This is a genomic window from Blautia sp. RTP21359st1_E11_RTP21359_211015 (assembly GCF_040910705.1).
GTDB lineage: Bacteria > Bacillota > Clostridia > Lachnospirales > Lachnospiraceae > Blautia_A > Blautia_A fusiformis.
Genome location: NZ_JBDGAB010000013.1, coordinates 25,333 through 47,438 on the forward strand (window position 1 = coordinate 25,333; position 22,106 = coordinate 47,438).

At 47.9% G+C, this 22,106-nt stretch carries 21 protein-coding genes; 20 read left to right on the forward strand and 1 reads right to left on the reverse strand.

Annotated elements, in window-relative coordinates:
• Positions 1 to 45 precede the first annotated feature (45 nt).
• From glf to AB5026_RS06625, 20 genes are all read left to right on the forward strand, one after another.
• Positions 46 to 1,161: a UDP-galactopyranose mutase gene (glf, locus tag AB5026_RS06530; protein ID WP_330490048.1), complete on the forward strand. Its 1,116-nt coding sequence runs from the start codon at positions 46 to 48 to the stop codon at positions 1,159 to 1,161.
• A gap of 99 nt (positions 1,162 to 1,260) precedes the next feature.
• Positions 1,261 to 1,467: a hypothetical protein gene (locus AB5026_RS06535; RefSeq protein ID WP_118753101.1), complete on the forward strand. Its 207-nt coding sequence runs from the start codon at positions 1,261 to 1,263 to the stop codon at positions 1,465 to 1,467.
• Between the two features lie 241 nt (positions 1,468 to 1,708).
• Positions 1,709 to 3,577, forward strand: a complete 1,869-nt coding sequence (gene glmS, locus AB5026_RS06540; protein ID WP_118623856.1) for a glutamine--fructose-6-phosphate transaminase (isomerizing) — start codon at positions 1,709 to 1,711, stop codon at positions 3,575 to 3,577.
• A gap of 190 nt (positions 3,578 to 3,767) precedes the next feature.
• Positions 3,768 to 4,151 carry a VOC family protein gene (locus AB5026_RS06545; protein ID WP_114002406.1) on the forward strand — a complete coding sequence of 128 codons (384 nt, stop codon included), beginning with the start codon at positions 3,768 to 3,770 and terminating at the stop codon, positions 4,149 to 4,151.
• Positions 4,152 to 4,165: 14 nt separating this feature from the next.
• Positions 4,166 to 4,384, forward strand: coding sequence for a hypothetical protein (locus AB5026_RS06550; RefSeq protein ID WP_118753100.1), 219 nt, complete (start codon positions 4,166 to 4,168; stop codon positions 4,382 to 4,384).
• Between the two features lie 3 nt (positions 4,385 to 4,387).
• The gene (locus AB5026_RS06555; RefSeq protein ID WP_118753099.1) at positions 4,388 to 4,852 is read left to right on the forward strand and encodes a hypothetical protein; all 465 of its coding nucleotides are present in this window, start codon (positions 4,388 to 4,390) and stop codon (positions 4,850 to 4,852) included.
• Positions 4,853 to 4,982: 130 nt separating this feature from the next.
• Positions 4,983 to 6,242 (forward strand): AAA family ATPase, encoded by a 1,260-nt coding sequence (locus tag AB5026_RS06560; protein WP_118753098.1) that lies wholly within the window; start codon positions 4,983 to 4,985, stop codon positions 6,240 to 6,242.
• The gene (locus AB5026_RS06565) at positions 6,236 to 7,051 is read left to right on the forward strand and encodes a hypothetical protein (protein ID WP_118753097.1); all 816 of its coding nucleotides are present in this window, start codon (positions 6,236 to 6,238) and stop codon (positions 7,049 to 7,051) included. The genes AB5026_RS06560 and AB5026_RS06565 overlap by 7 nt, the downstream gene beginning before the upstream one ends.
• Before the next feature lie 212 nt (positions 7,052 to 7,263).
• A complete protein-coding gene (locus tag AB5026_RS06570) occupies positions 7,264 to 8,604 on the forward strand; it encodes an MATE family efflux transporter (protein WP_173758176.1) in 1,341 nt (446 codons plus the stop codon).
• A 19-nt stretch (positions 8,605 to 8,623) separates the two neighbouring features.
• Positions 8,624 to 9,853, forward strand: coding sequence for a cobalt-precorrin-5B (C(1))-methyltransferase CbiD (cbiD, locus tag AB5026_RS06575; protein WP_265190797.1), 1,230 nt, complete (start codon positions 8,624 to 8,626; stop codon positions 9,851 to 9,853).
• A gap of 94 nt (positions 9,854 to 9,947) precedes the next feature.
• Positions 9,948 to 10,649: a precorrin-2 C(20)-methyltransferase gene (gene cobI, locus AB5026_RS06580; RefSeq protein ID WP_368212987.1), complete on the forward strand. Its 702-nt coding sequence runs from the start codon at positions 9,948 to 9,950 to the stop codon at positions 10,647 to 10,649.
• 3 nt (positions 10,650 to 10,652) lie between these two features.
• Positions 10,653 to 11,411: a precorrin-4 C(11)-methyltransferase gene (gene cobM, locus AB5026_RS06585; protein ID WP_015524810.1), complete on the forward strand. Its 759-nt coding sequence runs from the start codon at positions 10,653 to 10,655 to the stop codon at positions 11,409 to 11,411.
• A 3-nt stretch (positions 11,412 to 11,414) separates the two neighbouring features.
• Positions 11,415 to 12,503: a cobalt-precorrin 5A hydrolase gene (locus AB5026_RS06590; RefSeq protein WP_368212988.1), complete on the forward strand. Its 1,089-nt coding sequence runs from the start codon at positions 11,415 to 11,417 to the stop codon at positions 12,501 to 12,503.
• Positions 12,496 to 13,227, forward strand: a complete 732-nt coding sequence (gene cobJ / locus AB5026_RS06595; protein WP_021650567.1) for a precorrin-3B C(17)-methyltransferase — start codon at positions 12,496 to 12,498, stop codon at positions 13,225 to 13,227. Before AB5026_RS06590 ends, cobJ begins: the two co-directional genes overlap by 8 nt.
• The gene (cobK, locus tag AB5026_RS06600; RefSeq protein ID WP_368212989.1) at positions 13,220 to 15,193 is read left to right on the forward strand and encodes a precorrin-6A reductase; all 1,974 of its coding nucleotides are present in this window, start codon (positions 13,220 to 13,222) and stop codon (positions 15,191 to 15,193) included. The genes cobJ and cobK overlap by 8 nt, the downstream gene beginning before the upstream one ends.
• A complete protein-coding gene (locus tag AB5026_RS06605) occupies positions 15,194 to 16,597 on the forward strand; it encodes a cobyrinate a,c-diamide synthase (protein ID WP_368212990.1) in 1,404 nt (467 codons plus the stop codon).
• Entirely contained in the window at positions 16,584 to 17,561 is a 978-nt protein-coding gene (cbiB, locus tag AB5026_RS06610) for an adenosylcobinamide-phosphate synthase CbiB (protein ID WP_368212992.1), read from the forward strand. Before AB5026_RS06605 ends, cbiB begins: the two co-directional genes overlap by 14 nt.
• A 27-nt stretch (positions 17,562 to 17,588) precedes the next feature.
• Complete coding sequence (cobD, locus tag AB5026_RS06615) at positions 17,589 to 18,641, forward strand: threonine-phosphate decarboxylase CobD (RefSeq protein WP_227588711.1); 1,053 nt, start codon at positions 17,589 to 17,591, stop codon at positions 18,639 to 18,641.
• The gene (locus AB5026_RS06620; protein ID WP_368212994.1) at positions 18,626 to 20,146 is read left to right on the forward strand and encodes a cobyric acid synthase; all 1,521 of its coding nucleotides are present in this window, start codon (positions 18,626 to 18,628) and stop codon (positions 20,144 to 20,146) included. The genes cobD and AB5026_RS06620 overlap by 16 nt, the downstream gene beginning before the upstream one ends.
• 2 nt (positions 20,147 to 20,148) lie before the next feature.
• Positions 20,149 to 20,790, forward strand: a complete 642-nt coding sequence (locus AB5026_RS06625) for a precorrin-8X methylmutase (protein WP_368212995.1) — start codon at positions 20,149 to 20,151, stop codon at positions 20,788 to 20,790.
• Here AB5026_RS06625 and AB5026_RS06630 read toward each other — a convergent pair.
• Entirely contained in the window at positions 20,787 to 22,103 is a 1,317-nt protein-coding gene (locus AB5026_RS06630) for a PLP-dependent aminotransferase family protein (protein WP_059085642.1), read from the reverse strand. The genes AB5026_RS06625 and AB5026_RS06630 overlap by 4 nt on opposite strands.
• Between the last annotated feature and the right edge of the window lie 3 nt (positions 22,104 to 22,106).

Genomic DNA, 22,106 nt, shown 5'->3' on the forward strand with positions numbered 1-22,106 from the left:
GATGATTTTAGCTTTAAAATTACAAAATATGAGGAGTGAATGATAATGTATGATTATTTGGTAGTGGGTTCCGGCTTATACGGTGCGATTTTCGCTCACGAAGCAAAAAGATCAGGAAAGACAGTTCTTGTAGTGGACAAACGGCCTAATATTGCAGGAAATGTCTATACAGAAAAAATCGAGGGAATCAATGTACATAAATACGGTGCACATATTTTCCATACAAATAATAAAAAAGTATGGAATTATGTCACACAGTTTGCGGAGTTCAACCGTTTTACAAACAGTCCGGTTGCAAACTATAAAGGAGAGTTATACAGTCTTCCTTTTAATATGTATACATTTAATAAAATGTGGGGTGTGGTAACACCGGAGGAAGCTGTAGCGAAGATTGAAGAACAGCGGAAAGAAGCTGGGATTATAGAACCTGAGAATCTGGAGGAGCAGGCAATCTCTCTGGTTGGACGTGATATTTATAAAAAGCTGATTAAAGGCTATACAGAGAAACAGTGGGGCCGTGACTGCAAGGATCTTCCTTCTTTCATTATCAAGCGTCTTCCGGTGCGTCTGACTTTTGATAACAATTATTTTAATGCACTGTATCAGGGAATCCCGGTAGGCGGATATACAAAACTGGTAGCAAATCTTCTGGAAGGAATTGAAGTTCGCCTGAATACAGATTATCTGGAGAACAAAAAAGAGCTGGATGCCATTGCAGATAAGGTGGTTTATACGGGCCCTATTGATGCGTATTTTGGTTATACACTGGGTACTCTGGAATATCGTTCTGTCCGTTTTGAAATAGAGACTTTGGACAAGCCGAATTTCCAGGGAAATGCAGCTGTGAATTATACAGACCGTGAAACTCCGTGGACCAGGATCATCGAACATAAATGGTTTGAGTTTGGAAAGGATGAGGAGGGTAATGACCTTCCGAAGACTGTGATCAGCCGTGAGTTCAGTTCTGAGTGGAAGCCAGGAGATGAACCTTATTATCCTGTAAATGATGAGAAGAATAGTGCTCTTTATGGAAAATATAAGGAACTGACAGAAAAGGAAGAGAAGGTGATCTTTGGCGGCCGTCTGGGTGAGTATAAGTATTATGATATGGATCAAGTGATTGCGGCGGCATTGCATTGCTGTGACCAGGAATTACATTAATTGATATTCCGTAAGTGCCTCAAAACATGGCGTAGTGACCATCGGAGATTTTCCTGATATATTTTATTCGTAAAAAGTATATCGAAGGAGACTGCACATATGGCAAGAACAAATCAGGAAGCTGTTATAGCTTTTGGTGAAATCCTGTGTTCAACGAATACTGCTTATTCTCATAATGCGCAGAACAGGATTATGTCCACAAATAACCGTCTGATGATCTATTTTCAGAGTATGAAATTTTATATTCCAGAGGGTTTTCAGCCTGATACACTTCTGAAGCTTCTACAGACAATGAAAAAGCTATGATGAAGCGTATTGCGGAAGGGGTATCCCGCATATTCCTTGCTTGTGGCTTATCCAAATATTCGGATAATGTGGCAGAACAGATATGCGCAAATCTATCGATGGATTATGTGCAAGTATACGTAAGTGCCTCAAAAAATGATGTAGATATCATAACAGAAAATCTGTTATTTTACACTACGCCATGTTTTGAGGCATTTACGTATATTAGACGAGAGATTTAAATAACGGGAGGGATAAACCTATGTGTGGAATCGTTGGTTTTACAGGAAAGCGTCCGGCAGCACCGATCCTGCTGGACGGTCTGTCGAAACTGGAATATAGAGGATATGACTCAGCTGGACTGGCTGTCCGTGATGGAGAGGCGCTGGCAGAGGTCGTGAAGGCAAAGGGCCGTCTGACGAATCTGGTCGAGAAAACAGATGCGGGCAAAGCGTTAAAAGGAGCCTGTGGTATTGGACATACCCGCTGGGCTACCCATGGTGAGCCCAGCCAGATCAATGCACATCCTCATGTTTCTGGTAACTGCAGTAAATCAGGTTCCGGTGCTGTGGAGTCTGAGGTCGTTGGTGTGCATAACGGTATCATTGAGAATTACACAGAATTGAAAGAGAAGCTGCTGAAGCACGGTTATACTTTTTACAGTCAGACAGATACAGAGGTGGTTGTTAAGCTGGTTGATTACTATTATAAAAAGTACAGCCTTGGTCCTATCGATGCCATTGCGAAGACAATGGTCCGTGTCCGCGGTTCTTATGCTCTTGAGCTGATGTTCCGTGATTATCCGGGCGAGATTTGGGTGGCTCGTAAGGACAGTCCGATGATCATTGGTATTGCAGATGGCGAGACTTATGTGGCTTCTGATGTCCCGGCAATCCTGAAATATACGAGAAATGTATATTATATCGGGAATCTTGAGTTTGCAAAGCTGACACCGGGCGAGGCTCATTTTTATGATCTGAACGGTGACGAGATCGAGAAGCAGACTACAGAAATCAAGTGGGATGCTGAGGCTGCTGAAAAGGGCGGCTTTGAACATTTCATGATGAAAGAAATCCACGAGCAGCCGAAGGCTGTCCAGGATACCCTTAATTCCGTGATCAGGAATGGTGCTATTGATCTGTCCAACGTGGAGATCAATGAGGACGAGATTAAAAACTTTGAGCAGATTTATATTGTTGCCTGCGGTTCTGCATGGCATGTTGGTATGGCTGCTCAATATGTACTGGAGGATATGGCAGATATCCCGGTACGTGTGGAACTTGCGTCAGAGTTCCGCTATCGTAAAATGCCAGTTAATCAGAAAGCCCTGGTGATCGTTGTCAGCCAGTCTGGTGAAACAGCGGATACACTGGCAGCGTTGCGGCTTGCTAAGGAAAAGGGTATCGCCACGATGGCGATTGTCAATGTGGTTGGCAGCAGTATTGCCCGTGAAGCAGATAAGGTGTTCTACACACTTGCTGGTCCGGAGATCTCTGTTGCTACGACCAAGGCATACAGCGCACAGCTTGTGGCTATGTACTGTCTGGCTGTTCAGTTTGCAAAAGTCAGAGGAAAGATCACAGACGAGCAGTATGGCTACTATATTTCTGAGCTGCAGACTATTCCGGAGAAGATGCAGAAGGTCCTGGAAGATAAAGAACGTATCCAGTGGTTTGCTGCTAAGTATGCCAATGCCCATGATGTATTCTTTGTGGGCCGTGGTATTGACTATGCAGTTTGTCTGGAGGGCAGTTTGAAGTTGAAGGAAATCAGCTATATCCATTCTGAAGCATATGCAGCAGGTGAGCTGAAACATGGCACGATCAGTCTGATCGAGCAGGGAACGTTGGTCATTGGTGTATTGACTCAGAGCGGACTGTATGAGAAGACTGTAAGCAATATGTTAGAGTGCAAGAGCCGCGGATCCTACCTGATGGGGCTGACTACATATGGCAAATACGAGATCGAGGATCAGGTGAACTTCACTGTGTATGTGCCGAAGGTAGATGAGCATTTCGTGGGCAGCCTGGCAGTGATTCCTCTGCAGCTTCTGGGCTATTATGTTTCTGTTGCAAAGGGTCTGGATGTCGATAAGCCGAGAAATCTTGCAAAGAGTGTTACAGTGGAGTAAAAAATACGTGTATAAGGCTGGTTTATTTGCAGATTTGTGATATACTAAAATGCAAGTGAAAGGCTGAAATAAAAATAATGCCGTGTGTGATACATGTGCTCCTTCAGAGCTAAAGCACACACGGTATATTTTAAAAACCGCTATATAGTTTATAACGAAAATAAGACAAACTAAAAAGGAGCACACCAAAATGAACCTATCAAAAATACACCACATCGCCATCATCGTATCCAACTACGAATCCGCAAAGGATTTCTACGTAAACAAGCTTGGCTTCTCCGTCATCAGAGAAAACTACCGTCCGGAGCGTAAGGACTGGAAGCTGGATCTGCGTGTGGATGAGCACACGGAGCTGGAGATTTTTGCAGAACCAAATCCACCGAAACGGGTGAGCCGTCCGGAGGCTTGTGGTTTGCGTCATCTTGCTTTCTGTGTGGAGAGTGTGGAGCAGACGGTGAAAGAGCTGGCGGAGGTTGGGATTGAATGTGAGCCGATCCGTGTGGATGATTTTACCGGCAAGAAGATGACATTTTTTCATGACCCGGACGGACTGCCGCTGGAGCTGCATGAGTAAGGGGATTGGAACAAATGATATTTCGTAAGGCAGTAAAAGATGATTTTGACAACATAAAATCTCTGTACTGGGAGCTGATCGATCAGGAGCAGGGTGATCCATTGTTTCCACATTGGAAGAAGGGTAGCCATCCTTCTGATGAAATGCTGCATAACAGTATTGATAAGAAGGAACTGTATATTCTGACAGATGGCGGCGAGATGACTTTCAAAATGTATGAGCTGGTTTTGTAATCTATGGGTGAGAAAAGAGCGTATAAACCAAGAAGGCCCGGAGGTGGCCGCAGGAAATCTAAGCCGGAGTATGATGCCGGGAAGATCCTTAAGGAGTTGATGGATTCGTCTGTTGTGCTTTATGATGCCGGGATGTCTTTGCAGGCCATTGCAGATGAGCTGGGGCTGAACCCGATCAAGGTTCGGAAGCTGCTTATCACGGCCGGTGTGTATGCATCGGATGTGGCGGAGAAGGTGCAGGTGACCTTTGATGATTTCAGAAAAACACAGGATCATAAAGCTGCTGTCCTTTCAACTGCAAATGCTCTTGGCCTGTCCAGGTCCTCTGTTACTTCATATCTTCCGTACAAAAAGGGTGTGTATTTTCCATGCACAGCACCGGCAGATAAGATCAGTGTTGGAGCTGAGCGGCAGCGGAGGTACAGAGCGATGAAGCGGTGTAGGGATGAATGGGATGCCATTACTTAAAGGCGGCTTGTTATGTCGAATTTTTCTTCTTTATAATTTATCTGTATTGTGCTATATTAAAAACATCTGTAGAGGAACGAAAAAAGAAAGCGACAGTGTAGCAAGCTGGCGAAAGGAATGAATATAAAAAATGATAAATAAATTTTCCTGCCATAATTTTAGAAATATTCAGGCAGAGGATCTTGAGTTTGAGAAAATAAATATTCTGATCGGACCTAATAATTCGGGAAAGAGTAACTTCATAAAGGCATTAACTTTTTTTTCTGAAATGTTAAGAACTGGAAAAGAGGATAATTTGAAATCAGCTTTTTTAAATACAATTTCCAGAAATGGCTGGGATCATATGCGGAATAAGCAGGTTTCAGATTCAGAAGCAATTAACTTTTCCTGGGAGATTAATTTAAATGGCCAGCCGGTCAGATATCAGTTTTCTTTTAATGTGGGTGATTCCATTGAGAAATGCAACATTGTTTTGGAAGAATTGAATGCAGCGGAAAGAACTTCTAAATATACAGATGAGTTCAATTATTTCAGGTGTCATGATGATAAAATCGGAAAAGGGCGTTTTTCTACGGCTATCAGAAAAGGCCAAAAGAATCGAAGACTGGCATTTGATGTAGATAGTAAAGAGACGATCATCATGCAGTTTAAAGATATTCTGTTGAATAATAAGAGTATTTATGGAAGTGAGCTGGTAAGAGTTAATATTGCTCAGCTGTTATATGATCTGCAGAAATACTTTGATGGATTCAGCGTATATACAAGTGCTCAGTTTAATACCCGCAAGATGCGTGAGCCTGTAACCATCAAAAATCTGGATGATTTTCTGAATTATGATGCCGGTAATTTTACAAATGTGTTTAATCGTTATACTTCAGAGGATATGTTATGGAGAAGTTTGTTTGAAGACCGAATGAAAGAACTTATTCCGAATTTGAAAATGATCGATGCGGCAACAGCATATGATAAGTTGATTTTCAGAATGCTCTATAGCAGTGGTGAACAGTATGATCTGTCCGATGTTTCGGAAGGAACATTAAAGGGACTCATTCTTAATATGCTGATCAATATGCCGATGAACAGAGAACGAGCATTGCTTGCGATTGATGAACCGGAAACGAATTTACATCCTGCCTGGCAGAAGGTGGTTGGAAACTGGATTCAGACGGCGGGTACTTTTAAGCAGTGTTTTATAAGTACGCATTCACCGGATTTTTTGGATGTATTTACAGAAGAATTCATACATGGAAATGTTGCAGTATTTGTATTTCGTGATAAAGAAAAAATAAAAAAAATAACATATGCTGATATAGCGGAGGACCTTGGTGACTGGGAACTGGGAGATCTATACAGGACGAATGATCCGGCACTTGGAGGATGGCCATGGTAGATGTAATAGTGTGTTTTCTGACATGTGGATATACAGAAGCGGGAGCTATGCAGTTTTTTTTGAAAAAAATTAATGATAGATATGAATATAGACAGTGCCTTCCTAATAAGACCATAAAGAAAAAGGGAATGCCAAAGAAAATAGACGATAAAATGAGTGGACGGACAGGTGAGGCATTGCTGGAAAAGGTTTATGAGCTTATAGAAAAACACAGAGATGAGTATTCTCAATGCAGAGCAATTTTGGTGGAAGATGATCTTGATGGTAGATTTGCCGGATATTCGCAGAAAGAGGTTGGAGAATATAACCGGAAGATCATAGAGAAGATTCAAGATAAACTGGGGAAGAAATTGCCTGTTTTTGTGTTGTATGCTTCACCGGAGGCGGAGAGCTGGTTTATTGCCGACTGGGAGAACGGATATAAATATTTGTATTGCGATAGAGGTATCGTAGATGATGTAGAAAATGATGCCAGACAGTTTTTTGTATATCATCTGAAAGAATATATAGATAATGAGATTCTAAAGGAATATAAAGATAACATTGAAGAGTATGGCTATTTTGATGGTAAATATATCAAAATCAGTGATGAAATCATTGATGCAGTTCAGAGTGGTGTAAAAGAAAAAATCGGACAGCTTCCCAGAGCAAATAAAAATTATGTGGATCAGATCCGGAATTCAAGAAAGCTTTATTATTCCAAGAAACTTCATGGTCAGCGGATGCTGAAAAATATTCATCCGGATATTGTTGCTGACAAATGCAAACGCTTTTTCGGTGATACATATAAAGATTTATCCGAATTCTAAGAAGTCTGGATGCTACATAAAAAACACAAAATACAAAGACTGCCGCAGGTTTCGCGCCTGCGGCATTTTGCAGTTTGTACAAAAAACACAGAAAATATATTGGAAAAAGAGCGGGAAAAGGGTATAATATCAGAGAAAGTGTGATTGATAAAATACAGACGATTTTTTTCTGCTTTGTCAGGTCATAAATAAGTGAGGCGGAGGATGTAACAATGGAACAGCAGCATATGTTTACCAACCGGATGATCCGTAATCTTCTGGTGCCGGTAGTGCTGGAACAGATTTTGAATTCGATAATGGGAACCGCAGATACCATGATGGTCAGCAATGTGGGATCTGCGGCTCTTTCTGCGGTATCGCTGGTGGATTCCATCAATGTGCTTCTGATCCAGGCTTTTTCGGCGCTGGCAGCGGGAGGCGCTATTGTCTGCGCCCAGTATATCGGACAGAGGAATTATGAGAAGGCGAATATGTCTGCCAGGCAGGTGCTTTTTATCATCACAGCGATCTCTGTAGTGGTATCTGCAGTCTGTCTGATCTTTCAGAAGCCGCTTTTGAGGCTGATCTTCGGTGCGGTGGATGCGGATGTTATGCGTGCATCGGAAACCTATTTCTTTTTCACGGCACTGTCATTCCCCTTTATTGCGGCTTATGATTCTGCGGCTTCGATCTTTCGTGCCCAGGAGAATACCAAGGGGCCTATGACCATCTCCATGATCTCCAATATCATGAACATTGGCGGAAACGCGGTTCTGATCTGGGTTTTCCACCTTGGTGTTGCAGGAGCGGCGATCTCCACACTGGTTTCCCGTATTTTCTGTGCAGTGGTTGTTCTCTGGCAGCTGCGTAAGGATCGTCAGCCTGTCGTTGTGAAAGATTACCTGAAGATCCGTCCGGACTGGAGCATGATCGGACGTATCCTGGGACTTGGGATCCCTTCGGGAATTGAGAACAGTATGTTTCAGCTTGGAAAGCTTGCCATCCAGTCTACGGTTTCCACACTGGGAACAGCAGCCATCGCAGCGCAGGCAATGACCAATATCCTTGAGAACCTGAATGGTATCGCGGCCATCGGAGTAGGTGTGGGCCTGATGACCATCGTAGGCCAGTGTCTTGGTGCCGGCCGCAAGGATGAGGCGGTCTATTACATAAAAAAACTCTGCGTCATTGCAGAGGCAGTTATTATCGTAAGCTGTCTGATCGTGTATATTTTGGTCAGACCGGTGACGATCCTTGGCGGAATGGAGAGTACCAGTGCGGAAATGTGCATCCACATGATCACATGGATCACCATCGTAAAGCCTGTGGTATGGACAATGGCGTTCGTGCCGGGGTATGGTCTTCGTGCAGCCGGTGACGTGAAGTTTTCCATGATCACCTCCTGCTGTACCATGTGGGCGTGCAGGTTCTGTCTCTGTGTTTTCCTGATCCGTGTCCTGGGCTTCGGGCCTATGGGTGTCTGGATCGGAATGTTTGCAGACTGGACTGTCCGTGGGATCATTTTTACCTGGCGTTTCCACAGCCGCAAATGGCTGGAGCACAAGGTAATCTGAAAAGGAGGGCATCGTATATATGAAGAATGGACTGGAAGACCAGTATGTCATAAAAAACAACAAGCGCCTCCGTTATGGCTACACAACAGGCTCCTGTGCAGCCGGGGCAGCCAGGGGTGCAGTCCGGATGCTGCTTTCGGGAGAGACTCTTTCCGAGGTAGAGCTTGATACCCCAAAGGGGATCACCCTCACATTACAGCTTCACGATATTACCCGGGGCGAAACCTATGTCTCCTGTGCGGTACAGAAGGATGCAGGGGATGATCCGGATACCACCAACGGGATCCTGGTCTATGTAAAAGCGGAGAAGTTTTCTATCTCAGCGGCAGAACAGGCCGGGCAGCAGCAGAAAGCAGAGAAATCCCGGCCTCAGATCATCCTGGACGGTGGGATCGGTGTGGGGCGTGTCACCAAGCCGGGACTTTCCCAGAACGTGGGCGAGGCGGCGATCAATCCGGTTCCCAGAGCCATGATCCTGCGGGAAGCCGAAGAGGCGGCCCAGGAATATGACTACGAGGGCGGTCTGAAGCTTACCGTATCCGTCCCTCAGGGGGAGGAGATTGCGAAGAAAACCTTTAATCCCCGTCTTGGCATTCTTGGCGGGATCTCCATACTTGGAACCAGTGGGATCGTAGAGCCCATGAGTGAGAAGGCTCTGATCGAAAGCATCCATGTGGAGATGAAGCAGCATTTCTGCCAGGGAGAAGATTTTATCCTGGTGACACCGGGGAATTACGGTGCGGATTATCTCAGGGAGCATATGTCCATTCCCTTTGAGAACAATATCAAGTGCAGCAATTATGTAGGAGAGACCATTGACATGGCCATTGATATGGGCGTAAAGGGCATTCTTTTTGTGGCTCATATCGGTAAGTTTGTAAAGGTTGCCGCCGGGATCATGAATACCCATTCCCACTGTGCTGATGGAAGGATGGAGGTTCTCTGTGCAAGTGCCATCCGTGCAGGGGGCTCTCTGGAATGTGCCAGAGAGATCCTGGAGGCGGGGACTACCGATGAGGCGCTGGCTGTTCTTGACAGCTATGGTATCCTGAAAGAGACTATGGCTGTGGTCATGGAGAAAATCCAGTTTTATCTGGACCACAGATCCTATGAGCAGATCCTTCTGGGTGCTGTGGTGTTTTCCAATGTATACGGACTGCTGGGGCAGACCCGGGATGCAGAGGAGCTGATCCATAAGATACAGGAGCAGGCAGTCGGGGTGGATGATATTTCATGCGTGAAACCCTGATCCGGATGGAGATTTTTGATCCGGGGACAAAATTTGATATAAATAACAGACAGGTTTTATCCTGTCTGTAAAATATAGTTAGGAGGAAAGAAATATGGTAGGTAAATTATATGGTGTAGGTGTAGGACCGGGAGATCCGGAGCTTCTTACCTTAAAAGCACTTCGTCTTGTAAAGGAGGCAGAGGTGATCGCACTTCCGGGACAGGTTCCGGAGGATACGGTAGCGTTTAAGATCGTGGAGGGGGCTTATCCGGAGCTTGGAAAGAAGGAGCTTCTTGCAGTTCCTTTTCCAATGTCCAAGGATCCTGAGGTGCTGAAGAGCTATCACGATGCAGGAGCAGAAAAAGTCAAGGCTGTCCTGGACCAGGGGAAAGATGTGGTATTTCTCACACTGGGAGATCCTACCGTGTATTCCACATATCTCTATATCCATCACAGACTTGTGGCTCAGGGCTGTGAGACGGAGATCGTCTGTGGCATCACATCCTTCTGTGCAGTTTCCGCCCGTCTGAACACCGGACTTGTGGAGAAGGCAGAGCCTCTTCACGTGATCCCGGCTTCCTATCAGATCGAGGATGCGCTGAAGCTTTCCGGTACCAAGGTCCTTATGAAGGCCGGAAAGAAAATGAAGGATGTGAAGGCGGAGCTTCTTTCTCAGGGGGCAGAGGCCATGATGATCGAAAACTGCGGAATGCCGGATGAAAAGATCTACCGGACCGTGGAGGAGATCCCTGAGGATGCAGGATATTATTCCCTGATCATTATCAAAGAAAACAAAGACAGAAGAGAGGAATAGATTATGGTACATTTTGTAGGAGCAGGTCCGGGAGCACCGGATCTTATCACAGTAAGAGGTAAACAGTATCTGGAAGAGGCAGATGTGATCATCTATGCGGGATCTCTTGTAAATCCCCAGCTTCTGGAGTATTCCAAGGATGTGTGCACCATCCATAACAGTGCAAAGATGACCCTTGAGGAAGTGATCTCTGTTATGGAGCGAGCAGAGGCTGAGGGTAAGATGACCGTTCGTCTCCACACCGGCGATCCATGTATCTATGGTGCGATCCGTGAGCAGATGGATATCCTGGATGAAAAGGGAATCCCCTATGATTCCTGCCCGGGTGTCAGTGCCTTCTGCGGAGCTGCATCTGCACTGAACCTGGAGTATACACTTCCGGATATTTCCCAGAGTGTGATCATCACAAGAATGGAAGGAAGGACACCGGTGCCGGCAAAAGAGAGCATTCAGTCCTTTGCCGCTCATAATGCCACTATGGTTATTTTCCTCAGTACAGGTATGCTGGAGGAGCTGAGCCGCAGACTGGTGGAGGGCGGATACCGTGAGGATACACCGGCTGCCATCGTCTACAAGGCAACCTGGCCCGATGAGAAGAAGTTTATCTGTACAGTGGGTACTCTGGCCCAGACAGCAAAAGAGAACAAGATCACAAAAACAGCGCTTATGCTGGTAGGTGATGCGGTCAATGCTGCAAGCTATGACAGATCCAAGCTGTATGATCCGGGCTTTACCACAGAATTCCGTGAGGCTACGAAATAAAATATGAACATTTCCATCATTTGCTTCAGTATGACAGGGCTGGAGACAGGGGAAAGGCTTCAGAGGGCTCTGGAAAAAGAGGGTGAGAGTGTCACCCTTGCAAAAAAGAGCCGGTACCTTCCGGATCCGATCTCTGTTTCCACCTCCCAGTGGGCAGGGGAACAGTTCCGGACAGGAAAAGAGGGTGTGATCTTTATTGGCGCCTGCGGGATCGCAGTGCGCAGTATCGCACCTTACATTGCCGGAAAAAAGACGGATCCGGCTGTGCTGGTGATCGATGAGTGTGGAAAATTTGTCATTGCTCTTCTTTCCGGACATCTGGGCGGAGCCAATGAGCTGGCTCTTCGCTGTGCCGGATATCTTAAGGCGGTGCCGGTTGTGACAACAGCCACAGATCTTCACAGCCGTTTTGCAGTGGATGTTTTTGCAAAAAAGAATGGCTGTGCTATTTTTCATATGAAGGCTGCAAAGGAGGCTTCTGCGGCCCTTCTTGCGGGAGAGAGCATTGGCTTTTACAGTGAGTTTCCATGGGACGGAGAGCTGCCGGAGGGTCTGGTGCTTTGCGGGAAGGACGGAAGGCCCTCAGCTGCAGCGGATCCGGAGAAGGGTGAGATAGCCGGTGAGGCACCGGAAACAGGTATTGCGGTGACGATCCACAGAGGCTGCCTGCCCTTTAAAAATACAGTCCATGTGGTGCCGCCCGCTGCAGTTCTGGGAATGGGCTGCCGCAGGGGAAAGGATGCAGCCTCCATCCGGAAGGCGGCAGAGGAATGTCTGAGAGAATCGGATGTTTACAGAGAAGCGCTGAGCGCTATTGCCAGTATCGATCTGAAGAAGGAAGAGGTGGGACTTCTTTCTCTGGCAGAAGCCTGGCAGCTTCCGTTTCTGACCTTTACAGAGGAAGAGCTGAAGGCAGTGCAGGGTGAATTTACCCCGTCACAATTTGTAAAAAAGATAACAGGTGTAGAGAATGTCTGTGAGAGAAGTGCGGTTCTGGGTTGCGGACAGGGTACACTGATCAGAAAAAAAACAGGCCGGGACGGTGTGACCACCGCCCTTGCAGCCGGAAATCGGAGGATACGTTTTGAGTAAGATTTATGTTGTAGGAATTGGCCCGGGTGCGTATGACCAGATGACTGGAAGAGCGATCCGTGCATTAAATGAAAGTGATGTGATCATCGGTTACACGGTGTATGTGGATCTTGTAAAGGAGTATTTTGCTGGTAAAGAGTTCATGACCACACCGATGAAAAAAGAGGTAGACCGCTGTGTACTTGCTTTTGACGAGGCAAAAAAAGGAAAAACCGTTTCCATGATCTGCAGTGGTGACGCCGGTGTCTATGGCATGGCAGGTCTGATGTATGAGGTGGGAGAAAACTATCCGGATGTGGAGCTGACCATTATCCCGGGTGTGACAGCAGCCACAGGCGGCGCCGCAGTGCTGGGTGCACCGCTGATCCATGACTTCTGCCTGATCAGCTTAAGTGATCTTCTGACTCCGTGGGAGAAGATCGAGGCAAGGCTTCTGGCAGCAGCACAGGCGGATTTTGTGGTATGCCTTTACAATCCGTCCAGCAGAAAACGTAAGGATTATCTTCAGAAGGCCTGTGATCTGATGATGAAATACAAGTCTCCGGATACTGTCTGCGGCACGGTTGCCCAGATCGCACGTGACGGCGAGACTGCACAGGTCATGACACTGAAAGAGCTCCGTGATACAGAAGTGGATATGTTTACTACCGTATTTGTGGGAAATTCACAGACTAAGAATGTAAACGGCAAGATGGTAACACCAAGGGGATATAAGAATGTATAAAGCCATTGTTTTTGCAGGGACCACCGAGGGCTATGCGCTCTGTGAGTTCCTTGCGGAAAATCATGTTCCGGTCTATGCCTGTGCAGCCACGGAATATGGCGGCTCCCTTCTGAAGGAAAATGAATTTCTCCATGTCAGCGCCGGAAGGCTGAAAACCGAAGATATGGAGGAGCTTTTCCGAAGGGAAGCGCCGGAGATCGTTCTGGACGCCACTCATCCCTATGCAGCAGAGGTGACAAAAAATATCCGGACTGCCTGTGAGAACGGAAGCATCTGCTATCAGCGTGTCCTTCGCCCGGAGGGGGAGAAGAACAGGGAAGCCATCTATGTGGAAAGCACGGAGAAGGCGGCAGAGCTTCTTTCCGGCACAGAGGGGAACATTTTTCTTACCACAGGAAGCAAGGAGCTGTCTAAATTTACAGTGATCCCGGATTACCAGGAGAGGCTTTTTGCCCGGGTGCTGTCCATCCCTTCCGTGATCAGTTCCTGTGCAGAGCTGGGGATCGAAGGAAAGCATCTCATCGGTATGCAGGGGCCATTTTCCACAGAGATCAACGAAGCCATGCTTCGACAGTTTCAGTGCAGCTATCTGGTCACCAAGGATACCGGTCTGGCAGGTGGATTCCCGGAAAAGATGGAGGCTTGTCAGCGTTGCGGCGTCACACCTGTGATCATCGGAAGACCATTGCAGGAGGAGGGGCTGTCCTTGCCGGAAGCAAGGGTATTTCTGGCAAAGCTGTTCGGCCTTACCCTGTCACAGAGGGTTTCTCTTGTAGGCATCGGCATGGGTGCGGAAAAAACACTGACTTTGGAAGGAAAGAAGGCCTTTGATGAGGCGGAGCTTCTGATCGGTGCAAAGCGTATGACAGATGCCGTACAGAGGCCGAGGCAGATGGTTCTCCATGAGTACCGCAGTGATAAGATCGTGGAGTATATTAAGACACATCCACAGTACCGTACCGTAGCCATTGCCCTTTCCGGCGATGTGGGCTTCTACAGCGGCGCAAGGAAGCTGATGGATCTTCTGGATGGTGATGTCCAGGTGATCTGCGGGATTTCTTCCGTGGTTTATTTTATGGCGAAGATCGGTCTTTCGTGGGATGATGCCAGAATCGTCAGCGCTCATGGAAGAGACTGCAATCTGATTGCCCTGATCCGGCATAACCCCAAGGTTTTTTCCATTCTGGGAACAGAGGATGGGGTAGCTCGTCTGGCTTCTCGTCTGGTTGCATATGGAATGGGTGATGTGACCCTTTATGTGGGCGAAAATCTTTCCTACGAAAATGAAAAGATCTTTCATGCCAGTGCGGCAGAGCTTACAGAATACCGGGGAGATGCGTTAAGCGTGGTAACTGCGTGCAATGAAAAGGCAGTACCTTTGCCCGCAGTTCACGGGATCTGTGATGAGGAATTTCTTCGTGGGAAGGCGCCTATGACAAAGGAAGAGGTGCGTACGGTTTCTCTGTCCAAGCTTCGTCTTCAGGAGGATTCTGTCTGCTATGATGTGGGAGCGGGCACAGGCTCGGTTTCTGTTGAGATGGCGCTTCGTGCCTGGAAGGGGCAGGTCTATGCCATCGAGAAAAAGGAAGATGCCCTTGCTCTTCTGAAGGAGAACAGGCAGAAATTTGCCACAGACAATCTGGAGATCGTGCCGGGTACTGCACCGGAAGCAATGGTGGAACTGCCTGTTCCAACACATGCCTTTATCGGCGGGTCCTCCGGAAACATGAACGAGATCATCCGGCTTCTTCTGGACAAAAATCCGGGAGTACGGATCGTGATCAACTGCATCACACTGGAGACTGTGACGGAAGCCATGAATGCCATCCGAGATTTCAGCCTGACGGATGTGGATATCGTACAGCTGTCTGCGGCAAGATCCAAATCTATCGGAAGGTATCATATGATGATGGGTGAGAATCCGATCTATATCATTTCCTGCAGCGGAAGAGGGGAGGAGATTTAGGTGAAGATCCCGAGAATACTTCTTGCGGCAGGTGCCAGCGGAAGCGGAAAAACCCTGATCACCTGCGGGCTTCTTCAGGCGCTGGTGAACCGTGGCCTTAAGGTGGCTTCTTTTAAATGCGGCCCGGATTACATAGATCCTATGTTCCACAGCCGTGTGATCGGTACAAGATCCCGAAACCTGGATACGTTTTTTACAGATGGAGACAGAACCCGGTATCTTCTGGCAAAGAACGCATCGGACTGTGAGATCGCAGTGATGGAGGGAGTCATGGGGTATTATGATGGTGTAGGAGGGATCACCTCCAGAGCCAGCGCCTATGATCTGGCCTCCACCACAGATACACCGGTGATCCTGATCGTAAACAGCCGTGGCATGAGTGTTTCCCTGGCTGCCTATGTAAAGGGCTTTCTGGAATACAAAAAGGACAGTCATATCTGCGGCGTGATCTTTAACCAGATGTCTCCCATGCTGTATCCCAGGATGAAGAAGCTTCTGGAAGAGGAGCTTTCCGTAAAGGTGTTGGGATATGTTCCGAAGGTGGAGGACTGTGTGATCGAAAGCCGTCATCTGGGGCTGGTGCTTCCGGAGGAGATCCCGGAGCTGAAAAGCCGTCTGCAGAAGCTTTCCGAGGTACTGGAGAAAACCCTGGATATCGATGGGATCCTGGAGCTTGCAGGGGAAGCACCGGAGCTTGCGGCACCGGAGACGGAAATGCTGATACAGAAGGATACTGCCTTCGGATACCGTACAGAGGAAAAGGTGCGGATCGGTGTGGCGGATGATGAAGCCTTCTGCTTTTTCTATGCGGATAATTTAAATCTTCTGGAGCAGATGGGAGCGGAGCTGGTACGTTTTTCACCCATTCATGACAGAGAGCTTCCGGAGAATCTGGACGGGCTTCTTTTAAGCGGCGGTTACCCGGAATTAAACGGGGAGGCGCTGGAAGAAAATCAGGAAATGTGCACCCGGATCCGGGAAGTCATCCTGGACGGAATGCCTTGTCTGGCAGAATGTGGCGGATTCATGTATCTTCATCAGGAGATGGAAGATATGGAAGGAAAGCAGCGCAGAGTCTGCGGGGTGATCCCTGGAAGGGCTTACCGGACACCGAAGCTGAACCGGTTTGGCTATATCACCCTTACGGAAAAACAGGATACCGGACTTGGTGAGATCCCGGCTCATGAATTTCATTACTTTGAGTCCACAGATTGCGGAGAGGATTTTCATGCGGCAAAGCCGGCATCCAAAAGAGGATGGGATTGTATCCATGACCGGGGCAGGCTGATGGCAGGATTTCCGCATCTTTATTATTACGGAAATCCCAGGGTTCCGGCACGCTTTCTGAAGAACGCACTGGAATATAAGAAAGAACGGAGGCAGAAAAAAGATGCTGAAATATAGTCTTCCTGCACTGGTCATAGGATTTGTGCTGGATCTTCTGATCGGAGATCCCAGATGGCTTTATCATCCGATCTGTGTCATCGGCAATCTGATTGCAGTGCTGGAAAAGGTGATCCGGAAGATTTTTCCGAAAAATCACGGCGGTGAGCTGACAGGAGGCTTTCTGATCGTAGTGTTTGTTTGTCTGTTCAGCGGCGGGGTGCCGCTTCTGGTGCTTTATTATCTTTACCGGTATCTGCCGGTGGCCGGATTTGTGCTGGAGGTTTTCTGGTGCTATCAGCTTCTTGCCACCCGTTCCCTGAAGGATGAGAGTATGAAGGTTTATGACCGGCTGAAAAACGGAACTCTGGACGAGGCACGCTATGCGGTGTCCATGATCGTAGGCCGTGATACCAGAGAGCTTACGGAAACCGGCGTGACAAAGGCTGCCGTGGAAACCGTTGCGGAAAATGCATCCGACGGCGTGATCGCCCCCATGCTATATATGGCTATCGGTGGGGTGCCGCTGATGTTTTTGTACAAGGGAATCAATACCATGGATTCCATGCTTGGATATAAAAATGACAAATATCTTTATTTCGGCCGTATTGCGGCAAAGCTGGATGATGTGGCCAATTATATCCCTGCCAGGATTTCCGGATGGCTGATGGTGGCAGGAACTGTTTTTACAGGAATGGATACAAAAAATGCGGCAAAGATCTACAAACGTGACCGGAGAAATCATGCAAGCCCCAACTCTGCTCAGACAGAGGCTGCCATGGCCGGAGCGTTGGATGTACAGCTTGCGGGAAATGCATATTATTTCGGGAAATTATATGAAAAACCCACGATCGGGGATCCGATCCGCCCGGTGGAGCCGGAGGATATCAAAAGAGCTAACCGGCTGATGTACGCGGCATCCATACTGGGTGTGGTTGTATTTGGACTGCTCAGCGCGGGGATCCGGTTCGGGTTATTAAGGTAACAATAAATACAGACAGGAGAATGACCAATGACAAAACACATACATGGAGGAGACGTATATAAACATAAAGACTGCCTGGATTTTTCGGCAAATCTGAATCCTTTGGGAACACCGGAAAGTGTGAAGCAGGCCATTATCCACAGTCTGGATCATATTGCACAGTATCCCCAGGTGGGATGCGGCGTTCTCAGGGAAAGGATCGCAGAATCAGAAGGGGTAAAAGCGGAAGAGGTAATATGCGGTAACGGAGCAGCAGAAGTGATCTTTACGCTCTGTCATGCAGTAAAGCCAAAGCGGGCTCTGATCCCGGCGCCTACTTTTGCGGAATACGGACAGGCTCTGGCCAGCACTGGCTGTGAGCTGGAATATTACATGCTGACGGAAAATGACGGTTTTGTGCTCAGTGAAGCATATCTGGATATCCTCCATAAGGGACTGGATATGGCTTTCTTATGTAACCCCAACAATCCTACCGGCATGCTGATCCCCCACAGGCTTCTGAAAAGGATCCTGGAAAAATGCAGAAAGCTGGATATCCTGCTGGTGGTAGATGAGTGTTTCCTTGATTTTGTAAAGGAACCGGAAGAGTATTCTCTGAAGCATTCTCTTTCCGGGTTTAATAATCTTTTTATCCTGAAAGCATTTACAAAAAGATATGCCATGGCCGGTGTGCGGCTGGGCTATGGCCTCTGTTCTGACAGAAAGCTGATGGAAAGGATGGAGCTCTGCGTTCAGCCATGGAATGTTTCCACCATGGCCCAGGCAGCCGGGATCCAGGCACTTACAGAGACGGAATATGTAGAGGAGGGAAGACAGCTTGTTTTTCGGGAGGCACAGTGGCTGAAGGATGAGCTGGTCCGCATTGGGTATAAAGTATTTCCGTCGGAAGCAAATTATATTTTCTTTAAAGGACCGGAGGAGCTCTTTGACTTCTGTCTGCGCAAGCGGATCCTGATCCGTGACTGCAGCAATTATCCGGGTCTTACAAAGGGATATTACCGGATCGCGGTAAAGCGCCATGAAGAAAATGTAAAACTGATCGAAGTACTTGAGGGAGGTATATTATGGCAAAAGCAATAATGGTACAGGGAACCATGTCCAATGCCGGAAAAAGCCTGCTGGCTGCGGGACTTTGCAGGATCTTTAAGCAGGATGGATATCGTGTGGCTCCTTTTAAATCACAAAATATGGCACTGAATTCCTTTATCACAGAGGATGGTCTTGAAATGGGACGGGCTCAGGTCATGCAGGCAGAGGCAGCCGGGATCCGGCCGTCTGTCCTGATGAATCCCATCCTTCTGAAGCCTACCAATGATGTAGGCTCCCAGGTGATCGTAAACGGAGAGGTTCTTGGAACCATGAGTGCCAGGGATTATTTCAAATATAAGAAGACCCTGGTTCCGGATGTGATGAAGGCGTACAACGCTCTTGCAGCGGAAAACGATATCATTGTCATCGAAGGTGCGGGAAGTCCTGCCGAGATCAATCTCAAGGATGAGGATATTGTAAATATGGGTATGGCAAAGATGGCCAAGGCACCGGTCCTTCTTGTGGGAGATATTGACCGTGGAGGTGTTTTTGCCCAGCTGATCGGTACGGTGGAGCTTCTGGAGGACGATGAGAAGGCTATGGTAAAGGGGCTGATCATCAACAAATTCCGCGGAGATAAGACTATTCTGGACCCTGGTGTTGTCATGCTTGAGGAAAGAAGCGGGATCCCGGTGGTGGGTGTGGCGCCTTATCTGGATATCCAGGTGGAGGATGAGGACAGCCTGACGGAGCGTTTTGACCGGAAGCAGGAAGCCGGCGTCATTGATATCGCAGTGGTCCGTACACCAAGGATCTCCAACTTTACGGATTTTAATCCTTTTGAGAGCATTCCCGGAGTTTCTCTCCGCTATGTAAAACACCCGAGAGATCTTCACTCTCCGGACATGATCATCCTTCCTGGAACCAAGAACACTATGGGTGATTTGATCTGGATGCGGGAAAGCGGAATGGAGGCAGCAGTTCTTAAGGAAGCCTCCAGAGGCAAGCTGATCTTTGGTGTCTGCGGCGGCTATCAGATGCTGGGTGAAACCTTAAGCGATCCTCATGGCGTTGAAAATGGCGGTTCCATGAAAGGAATGGGACTTCTTCCCATGGAAACGGTATTTGCCGAAAAGAAAACCAGGACCAGGGTGCAGGGGCATTTCGGTCAGCTGTCCGGTGTGTTTGCTCCTCTTTCCGGTGTGGAGATCGAGGGCTATGAGATCCATATGGGCGAAAGCATCCTGAAGGACAATGCAGGAACAGCCACGAAGATCACAGACAGCGTCAGCGGTAAGAAAAAAGAAGAGGGTGCTTTTGCGGGAAATGTGTGCGGAACCTATATCCACGGCGTTTTCGATAAGGAAGCATCTGCAGAGGCGATCATCCGCGTGATCGGCGAGAAAAAAGGTATTGATGTGGAAAATATGACAGGCGTGGATTTTGCGGCATTTAAGGAACAGCAGTATGATATCCTGGCTGCAGAGCTGCGGAAGCATCTGGATATGAAAAAAATCTATGAGATACTGGAAAACGGGATTACGGAGGAAGAATAGAAATGAAAGTTGAGCTTGAAAATGTAAAACCCATGGAGATCGAAAAAAGAAGCTTTGAGATCATCACAGAAGAGCTGGGGGATACTCCCCTGATTCCGGGAACAGAGCTGATCGTAAAACGCTGCATCCACACAAGCGCAGATTTTGATTATGCAAAAAATCTCTGCTTCTCGGAGGGGGCAGTGGAGATGGCCATCGACGCCATCCGCAACGGTGCCTGTATCGTCACAGATACCCAGATGGCAAAGGCCGGGATCAACAAGCGTGCACTTGCCCGCTACGGCGGTGAGGCTTACTGTTTCATGTCCGATGAAGATGTGGCAGCCCTTGCAAAAAAGAACGGGACTACCAGAGCCACAGCCAGCATGGACAAGGCAGCAGAGATGGATAAAAAGCTGATCTTTGCCATTGGAAACGCACCTACCGCACTGGTACGTCTTTATGAGCTTATTGAGAACGGAAAGCTTTCTCCTGAGCTGATCATCGGTGTGCCGGTAGGCTTTGTGAATGTTGTGCAGTCCAAGGAGCTGATCATGCACGCAGATGTGCCTTATATTGTGGCAAAAGGACGCAAGGGTGGAAGCAATATTGCTGCGTGCATTGTAAATGCCCTGCTCTACATGATCGATAACCGGAGAGATTAGGAGCCGGTAACCTCCTTCAGAAGCTGACAGGCAGGCAGAAAATCCTTGGATGGAATAGAGGAGCAGGAGAGGACCAGGGTGACCTCGGCTCCGTTTTCTCTGAGAACCTCCAGTCCCAGACCACGGTTCCGGGCTCTGTCTGTCAGTTCACTGCCTGTGAGAGAACAGGGAAGAGTAAGGGCAAGGCTGGTTCCTGCGGCTCCTGTTTGGATCTGGCAGTCCTGGCCAAAGGTTTCCCGGACAGCCTGGGAAAGAGCCTTCAGCTTTTGGGAATAAAGGCGGCGGAGCTTTCTAGTCTGGGAAGCCAGATGCCCGTCGCGGATAAACTGGCAGAGCGCGATCTGTTCTGCCTTGGAAGCAGTCTGATTATAAAAGGCTGCTTTTTTTGTATATTTTTCCCGGAGAGAGCGCGGCAGTACCATGAAGCTGACACGGATGGAGGGCAGCAGCAGCCTGGAAAAGGAACCGATATAGACAACGTTTTCACCACCTGCAAGACCGAAAAGAGAAGGCGTCGGCTTCTGGAAATAAACAAATTCGTTTTCGAAATCATCCTCAATGATCAGATGGTCATCGATCTCCGCATGACGGATCAGCTCCAGGCGTCGTTTTACCGGCATGATCTCGCCCCATTTCGTCATGTGAGCAGGAGAAACATAGATCACATCGCAGCTTTTGTCCCGGTAATGGACATCAAAGCCGTAATCCTGAAAGATGGTGCTGCATGTGGTGAAGGACGGTGTGGGGAACGAAACGGTTTTCCGTTCATGGATCAGAGGGCAGAGGATCTGGAGAAGGGGCTGGAGACCGGCCCCTACTACAATGTCATCCGGGGAGCAGATCACATTTCTGCGTTCTCGGATATAGTCTGCGAGAACCTCCCGGAAATCGCTTTCGCCCTGTGGTTCGCCATAAGAAAGCATACGGTCGCCCTGGCGGAGGGCACTTTTGATGTAACGCTGCCACAGATCAAAACGGAAGCTTTCCCGGTCAACACCGGAAGAGGCAAAATCATAAAGGCAGGGCGTGATATCCTTATCCTGTTTTTCGGGGGTAAGCAGATGCTGCTTGGAAGCAATGCCGGTGACATAATAGCCGCTCTGTGCCCTGGCGATGATATAGCCGTCTGCTGCCAGCAGAAGATAGGCATTTTCGATGGTGGTACGGCTCAGCTTCAGCTCCTGGGCGCATTTGCGGAGGGAGGGCATTTTGCTTCCGGGAAGGAGACGGCCTTCCAGAATCAGCTTCCGGTAATAGTGATAAACCTCCAGATAAAGGTGTTCTTTTTTGTGTTCAGCGGATATATTTAACATAAG

Coding starts and splice junctions, on each gene's coding strand:
- glf (WP_330490048.1), top strand. CDS start 46: ATGTATGATTATTTGGTAGTGGGTTCCGGCTTATACGGTGCGATTTTC.
- AB5026_RS06535 (WP_118753101.1), top strand. CDS start 1,261: ATGGCAAGAACAAATCAGGAAGCTGTTATAGCTTTTGGTGAAATCCTG.
- glmS (WP_118623856.1), top strand. CDS start 1,709: ATGTGTGGAATCGTTGGTTTTACAGGAAAGCGTCCGGCAGCACCGATC.
- AB5026_RS06545 (WP_114002406.1), top strand. CDS start 3,768: ATGAACCTATCAAAAATACACCACATCGCCATCATCGTATCCAACTAC.
- AB5026_RS06550 (WP_118753100.1), top strand. CDS start 4,166: ATGATATTTCGTAAGGCAGTAAAAGATGATTTTGACAACATAAAATCT.
- AB5026_RS06555 (WP_118753099.1), top strand. CDS start 4,388: ATGGGTGAGAAAAGAGCGTATAAACCAAGAAGGCCCGGAGGTGGCCGC.
- AB5026_RS06560 (WP_118753098.1), top strand. CDS start 4,983: ATGATAAATAAATTTTCCTGCCATAATTTTAGAAATATTCAGGCAGAG.
- AB5026_RS06565 (WP_118753097.1), top strand. CDS start 6,236: ATGGTAGATGTAATAGTGTGTTTTCTGACATGTGGATATACAGAAGCG.
- AB5026_RS06570 (WP_173758176.1), top strand. CDS start 7,264: ATGGAACAGCAGCATATGTTTACCAACCGGATGATCCGTAATCTTCTG.
- cbiD (WP_265190797.1), top strand. CDS start 8,624: ATGAAGAATGGACTGGAAGACCAGTATGTCATAAAAAACAACAAGCGC.
- cobI (WP_368212987.1), top strand. CDS start 9,948: ATGGTAGGTAAATTATATGGTGTAGGTGTAGGACCGGGAGATCCGGAG.
- cobM (WP_015524810.1), top strand. CDS start 10,653: ATGGTACATTTTGTAGGAGCAGGTCCGGGAGCACCGGATCTTATCACA.
- AB5026_RS06590 (WP_368212988.1), top strand. CDS start 11,415: ATGAACATTTCCATCATTTGCTTCAGTATGACAGGGCTGGAGACAGGG.
- cobK (WP_368212989.1), top strand. CDS start 13,220: ATGTATAAAGCCATTGTTTTTGCAGGGACCACCGAGGGCTATGCGCTC.
- cbiB (WP_368212992.1), top strand. CDS start 16,584: ATGCTGAAATATAGTCTTCCTGCACTGGTCATAGGATTTGTGCTGGAT.
- cobD (WP_227588711.1), top strand. CDS start 17,589: ATGACAAAACACATACATGGAGGAGACGTATATAAACATAAAGACTGC.
- AB5026_RS06620 (WP_368212994.1), top strand. CDS start 18,626: ATGGCAAAAGCAATAATGGTACAGGGAACCATGTCCAATGCCGGAAAA.
- AB5026_RS06625 (WP_368212995.1), top strand. CDS start 20,149: ATGAAAGTTGAGCTTGAAAATGTAAAACCCATGGAGATCGAAAAAAGA.
- AB5026_RS06630 (WP_059085642.1), bottom strand. CDS start 22,103: ATGTTAAATATATCCGCTGAACACAAAAAAGAACACCTTTATCTGGAG.